At 50.7% G+C, this 6,144-nt stretch carries 7 protein-coding genes; 6 read left to right on the top strand and 1 reads right to left on the bottom strand.

The annotated features are described in order from the left end of the window. Positions 1–392 precede the first annotated feature (392 nt). From ACKTSG_RS13405 to ACKTSG_RS13380, 6 genes are read left to right on the top strand one after another with little or no spacing between them, the layout of a single operon-like run. On the top strand, positions 393–1,619 hold the full coding sequence (locus tag ACKTSG_RS13405; protein WP_407895474.1) for an MFS transporter: 1,227 nt from the start codon (positions 393–395) through the stop codon (positions 1,617–1,619). After that, on the top strand, positions 1,601–1,924 hold the full coding sequence (locus tag ACKTSG_RS13400; RefSeq protein WP_407895472.1) for a chorismate mutase: 324 nt from the start codon (positions 1,601–1,603) through the stop codon (positions 1,922–1,924). The genes ACKTSG_RS13405 and ACKTSG_RS13400 overlap by 19 nt, the downstream gene beginning before the upstream one ends. After that, a complete protein-coding gene (gene aroC, locus ACKTSG_RS13395; protein ID WP_407895470.1) occupies positions 1,924–3,090 on the top strand; it encodes a chorismate synthase in 1,167 nt (388 codons plus the stop codon). The genes ACKTSG_RS13400 and aroC overlap by 1 nt, the downstream gene beginning before the upstream one ends. Positions 3,091–3,098: 8 nt before the next feature. Then, a complete protein-coding gene (gene aroA / locus ACKTSG_RS13390; protein ID WP_407895468.1) occupies positions 3,099–4,394 on the top strand; it encodes a 3-phosphoshikimate 1-carboxyvinyltransferase in 1,296 nt (431 codons plus the stop codon). Positions 4,395–4,396: 2 nt separating this feature from the next. Next, positions 4,397–5,263: a prephenate dehydrogenase gene (locus tag ACKTSG_RS13385; RefSeq protein WP_407895466.1), complete on the top strand. Its 867-nt coding sequence runs from the start codon at positions 4,397–4,399 to the stop codon at positions 5,261–5,263. A 2-nt stretch (positions 5,264–5,265) separates the two neighbouring features. Next, positions 5,266–5,769, top strand: coding sequence for a shikimate kinase (locus ACKTSG_RS13380; protein WP_407895465.1), 504 nt, complete (start codon positions 5,266–5,268; stop codon positions 5,767–5,769). Between the two features lie 39 nt (positions 5,770–5,808). Here the strand turns inward: ACKTSG_RS13380 and ACKTSG_RS13375 are convergent, their stop codons facing one another. Further along, positions 5,809–5,931 (bottom strand): hypothetical protein, encoded by a 123-nt coding sequence (locus ACKTSG_RS13375; RefSeq protein ID WP_407895463.1) that lies wholly within the window; start codon positions 5,929–5,931, stop codon positions 5,809–5,811. Between the last annotated feature and the right edge of the window lie 213 nt (positions 5,932–6,144).

Genomic DNA, 6,144 nt, shown 5'->3' with positions numbered 1-6,144 from the left:
TTGTCAGATTATTGTGAAATGATGTGAGACGATGTGAGATAGTCACTGCGTAAAAATACCGATAAACAGGCAAATGTACGATGATATAAATAATGCTTGCAATGTGAATTGTCTTGGTGTTTAATTAGAAACATCAATTACGCAAAGGGGATCTATGGCAATGGTTAAACCACAACATATGACAGTTGCAGCTTACTATTATGGCTTTTACTACTTTAGGTAGTGTCCGTGCACCTAGCACGGACGCATACACGTTCGTGTCTAAGGTGGTCAAGCCCATTTTGCTTGCCGGTTAGACATTGTCTAGCTGGCGGAAGTAAACCATATTTCCGATGAAATTCGCCAACTACTCAACTAGTTGGCGAATTTTTGTTTATGAAGGAGTAATACATATGACCCAATCGCTGAGTTCCAAAATGCAACGTCGTTTATCGTTAAGCTTGTACATCAACTACATCGTGCATGGCATTGGCTTGATCATTATCGCCCAAAACATGCAAGCGTTAAGTGCCAGCTGGCATGCGCCAGTGGCCACTGTGAGTTTGGTGTTATCAGGCGTCGGGTTGGGTCGTTTTCCCGCTTATTTCTTATTTGGCTTTATCGCTGATCGCTACGGGCGCAAAGTTTGTATCAATACTGGCATGGTGTTGTACCTCGCGTTTTTTGCCGGCATGATGGTCACGCACAGCTTGCCAGTGGCTTACGCGTTGGCGATGTGTGCTGGGGCGGCAAATTCTGCGTTTGACGCTGGGTCTTACACCACGTTTGCGGATCTTGGTGGCAAAGCCAAAGCCTCGAATGTGTTGATCAAAGCCGCGATGTCGCTTGGCGAATTCATCTTACCGATTTTTGTGGCGTACAGTGAAGGTATCGGGGCTTGGTATGGTTGGTCTTTTGCTATCGGCGCAGCGCTGTTGCTCGTAAATCTAGTGTTAGTGGCACCATTGCAGTTCCCAGCGATCCAACACCACACGGAAAGTGAAGTCGAAGCCAGCCTTGGCTTATCCAAAACTAAGCGCTGGATTGCCACGCTGGCACTGGCCATGTATGGCTACACGTCAATGGGGTTGATGATCTGGTTCACGCAATGGATCAGTTTATATGCCACCAAAGTGTTACATTTTTCAAATATGAACGCGCATTTATTGCTATCTAGCTATTCGATCGGCAGTATTTCTGGGGTGTTAGTGATCTTTATGTTATTACGCCGCCAAGCTCCTGAAGGCATCGTGTTGTTAAGTTTAAATGCGTTAGGCTTGTTGAGCTTAGCCGCGGTATGTATGATCCACACGCCACTGGTCGGCATGGTCGCATCGTTTGTGTTTGGCTTGTCTGCTGCTGGTGGTGGTATGCAAGTCGGGTTGACCATGTTTTTGACCTTATACCCCAACATGAAAGGCATGATCACTGGGATCTTTATGAACTTCGGCAGTTTAGCGACATTTTCCGTGCCATTGATCACCGGGTGGCTGTCCGCGCATCTCAACTTAGCGGCCGCTTTGCGTGGTGACTTGGTGGTAGCCGCATTGGGGTTAGGTTTGGTGATCGTGGCGCGAGTATGTTTGCATCAACCTAAAGTCGCAGTTCAGGAGGTGCCATCATGGCAGTCGATTCAATGATCCAACAACAAGCACAAGCAGGCTTGGCACATGAGCGCGAGCAGATCAATGCGATCGATCAGCAGATCGCGGCTTTGTTAGCCAAACGGTTTGAAACTGTCGACCGCATCGCCCAATTGAAACAAACTGCCGGTGTGCCAGTCAAAAATCTTGATCGCGAAGCCCAAGTGTTAGATAGCGTCGCCCAAGCGATCGGCGCCAAGGAATTGGCACCACATGCGCGCAAAATTTTTGCCACGATCATGGCAGAATCGCGCGCTTACCAAACGCAAAAAATTCACGCTGAACATATGGAGGAAAACTAATGGATTACATGACAGCCGGGGAATCTCATGGCCCCCAATTGACCGGTATTTTAACTGGGGTGCCAGCTGGGTTACATTTGGATATCGCCGCGATCAATGCGGCTTTGGCAGCACGGCAAGGCGGCTATGGTCGCGGCAGTCGCCAAAAAATCGAACATGATACGGTGCAGATCGTTGGCGGCGTGCGTCACAGCATCACCATGGGCGGTCCGATCGCGTTGGTGATCCAAAACCGCGATCACGGTCATTGGGGCGAGATCATGTCGCCAACGGCTGAAGAAACGCCGCAAAATACCTTGCGCCAAGTGACCCGTCCGCGGCCTGGGCACGCGGATCTGGTTGGTGGGCAAAAATATGGCCATCACGACATGCGCAATGTGTTAGAACGCTCCAGTGCGCGTGAAACGGCGATGCGCGTGGCGGTTGGCGCCATTTGCAAGCAACTCCTTGAAGCAGTTGGGATCACGATCGTCGGGTATGTGGATCAAGTCGGGTCAGTGAAAGGCCCAGCTGAATCCCCACTAGATGTCGCTGAGATCCAAGCAGCGATCACCCAAAATGATATGCGCATGCTCGATGATCAACAAGTTGACCGCATCCACATGTTGATCGATGAAACTCGGCATGCTGGCAATACCTTAGGTGGGATCGTGCGCGTCGTCGCTAACGGCGTGCCGGCTGGATTAGGCAGCTACACTGCTTGGAATCAAAAACTCGACGCCAAAATCGCTGCCGCAGTGGTTGGCGTCAATGCCATTAAAGGCGTAGAAATCGGCGACGGGTTTGAAGCCGCACAAAACCTGGGTTCTGAAGTGATGGATCAAATCGACTGGCATCAAGGCCAAGGCTATTCGCGGTTATCTGATCATTTAGGTGGCTTTGAAGGCGGGATGACCAATGGCATGCCGATCGTGGTGCGCGGGGCATTAAAGCCAATCCCGACGCTGTATCAGCCGCTACAATCTGTTGATATCCATACCCATGAAGTGTCTAAGGCTAATGTCGAGCGCTCTGATACCACGGCAATCGTGCCAGCATCGATCGTCGTAGAAAGTGCTGTGTCGTTTGAATTGGCTAAAGTGTTATGTGACACCTTTGACGATGCCAACTTGGCGCGGATGCAAAAGCAAGTGGCGGACTATCGCTCAGAATTTGATGCGTTTTAGGAGAAAATATGGATAAACAATTACAAACTTCGGTAACGCATGGCTTACATGGCCGCTTGGCAGTGCCAGGTGACAAAAGTATTTCGCATCGGGCGATCATGATCGGCAGTTTAGCGACAGGCGATACGCTCGTCCATCATTTTTTGACATCGGCAGATTGTTTGGCAACGTTGCAAGCTTTTCGTGATCTAGGCGTGAAAATTGACCGCGACGGCGATGAGGTGGTCGTCCATGGTGTCGGGATGGCTGGCTTGCAGGCGCCAAAACACGCGCTTCAAATGGCCAATTCCGGCACGACCACGCGCTTGATGATGGGGTTATTGGCGGGGCAGGCGTTTGACACCAAGTTGATCGGGGATGATTCGTTATCCAAGCGGCCAATGCGCCGGGTCGCTGATCCCTTGGCGAAAATGGGTGCTGAGATCACCACGACTGATGGCCATTTACCTGCTGTTGTGCATGGCAAAACGTTGGCGGCAGCAGAAATTCAGCTACAAGTGGCTAGTGCGCAAGTGAAGTCGGCACTGATCTTCGCTGGTTTACAAGCGCCAGGGCATACCGTGATCCATGAATTATTGCCAACGCGTGATCACAGCGAAAATATGTTAAAAGCATTCGGCGCAGATCTGACTGTGTCGTCAGATCAAATGACCATCACCGTTGGCCACACCGATCAACTCGCAGCCCAAACTGTGCAAGTGCCTGGGGATATGTCCAGTGCCGCCTTTTTCATGGTGGCAGCGACTTTGATCAAAGGGTCGGATATCACCTTGTTGAATGTCGGGCTGAATCCTTCTCGCCGCGGTTTGTTGGACGTCTTGGTGAAAATGGGCGGCAAAGTCGACGTGACGCAAACCTTGAGTGCTGGTGAAGCCGTCGGAAATATTCGGGTGCAAAGCGCTGACTTGCATCCTATCGATTTAACGGCTGAACAAATTCCGGCGATCATTGATGAATTGCCGTTAGTTGCCTTGTTGGCAGCTAAAGCCAACGGTGTCAGCACCATTCACGGCGCCGAAGAATTACGCGTCAAAGAAACCGACCGGATCGCCTGTGTTGAACAAGAACTTGGCAAACTTGGTGCCAATGTCAAAGCATTACCTGATGGGTTTGTGATCGATGGGCGCAGCGCTTGGCATGTTCAAGAGCCAAAACTTGATAGCCACGGCGATCATCGCATCGGCATGATGTTGGGCTTGGCGGCGTTGTTAGTGGACGCGCCGTTGACCTTAAAGCATGCGGACGCAGTGGGCGTGTCTTACCCAGAATTTTTTGATGATTTGAACACGCTGTTGGAGGCATAAACATGACCACTGTTTTTATAGAAGGGTTAGGGCTGATCGGCTCGAGTTTAGCGCGAGCGATCCGGCAACGCCGCGGGGATGCCACGGTGATCGGCCATGATCAAAATGCTGAAAGTTTAGCTTGGGCCAAAAACCACCAGGTGATCGATCAAGTTGCGGCAAATGGCCTGGCTGATGCAGGAAGCGCCGATGTGATCATTTTGGCGACACCAGTCACGCAAATCGTCAAGGAATTACAACAGTTGGCGACGCTATGCTTAAAGCCTGGCGTGATCGTCACCGATACCGGTAGCACCAAAGCCGTGGTGCTACAAGCGGCCCAAGCGCTAATGGCCAAAGGGGTCACGTTTGTCGGTGGTCACCCGATGGCCGGATCGGAGCGCTCTGGGGTCAAAGCTGGACGGGCGAGTTTGTTTGCTGAAGCGCATTACTTTTTGGTCAATGGCAATGCCACAAAAGATCAAATGTTGGCGCTACGCAATGTGTTGTCTGCTGCTGGTGCGTATTTTGAAATTTTAACTGCGCTACAACATGATCAAATGGTTGCGCAGATCTCACATGTGCCGCATGTGGTGGCCTCAGCTTTGGCCATTAGTGCTGGGATCGGGTTAGCCGATCAGCCGCAAGCTTTGCAATTTTCCGCAGGCGGCTTTCGCGATACCACGCGCATCGCCGCTGGTGACCCAACGATGTGGACGGCGATCATGCAAAGCAACACTGAGGCGATTTTAAAAGCACTAGATACCAACATTGCAACGTTGCAACACGCGCGCCAGTTGATCGCCGAACATGACGTGGACGCGATGCATGCGTGGTTTGAACAAGCGCAACATGTCCGTCAAAGTATCGACCCACCTAAGGAGGTGTAGGCATGGCAGTGATTTTAGTGGGGTTTATGGGTGCCGGTAAAACCACAGTCGGCCATGAACTTGCCAGAAAAATGGCTTGTACCCATCGTGACCTAGATGATCTCATCGTTGAAGCGGCAGGCCAGTCGATCCCAGAAATTTTTGCCGCACGCGGGGATGCTGGCTTTCGGCAATTGGAACATGAGACTTTAGTCAAAGCGATGGGCGATATTGAAATTTTATCCACTGGTGGTGGCACGCCGATGCAACCGGCGAATTTTGATTTGTTAAAAGCCAGTCAAACGCCAGTGGTGTTGCTAGAAGCCAGCGCCGCCACTGTGCTCAAGCGTATCGGTCGTGACGCTAATCGCCCGTTGGTGCAACAATTAGGTGAGTCTGGGCTGGTGGCCCTGCAGCAACAACGCGATCCGCGCTATCACGAATTAGCAGATCTGGTGATCGCCACAGATGATTTATTGCCAGGCGAAATCGCTGATCAGATCATGGCTTGGTTAAGCCAACACTAAAAATTCGCCACCGGTGAAGCTTACCGGTGGCGAATTTGGTTAATGGTTCGTTTTGACTGGGATCAAGGCACGGCGGCGGTTATGGCCGACTGCCATCACCGTAGATGCGGCGATCAAACCTAAGGTGATGGTGATCACTGCCACATGGGCTAAAGTTGTCATCAGCGTTCCTTCTTTCTGAGTGGGGTACTGTCAAACGTACCTCGTTTAAATTCATAATTTCCGAACAATAAAAAACACCCGAACGTCTTCTTCTGATATTCTTGGTGTGCAACCAACAAGAAAATCCAGAAAGAAGGATTCGAGTGCATACACCATTAATATCGTATTTAGTTCTAGTAATCAAGCTCCAAAGACAAATTATCTTGGTACTTT

The organism is Lacticaseibacillus salsurae (assembly GCF_045862175.1).
Taxonomy (GTDB): domain Bacteria; phylum Bacillota; class Bacilli; order Lactobacillales; family Lactobacillaceae; genus Lacticaseibacillus; species Lacticaseibacillus salsurae.
Note: the sequence above shows the minus strand (reverse complement) of the source record. Positions and strands in the feature narration are given on the sequence as shown.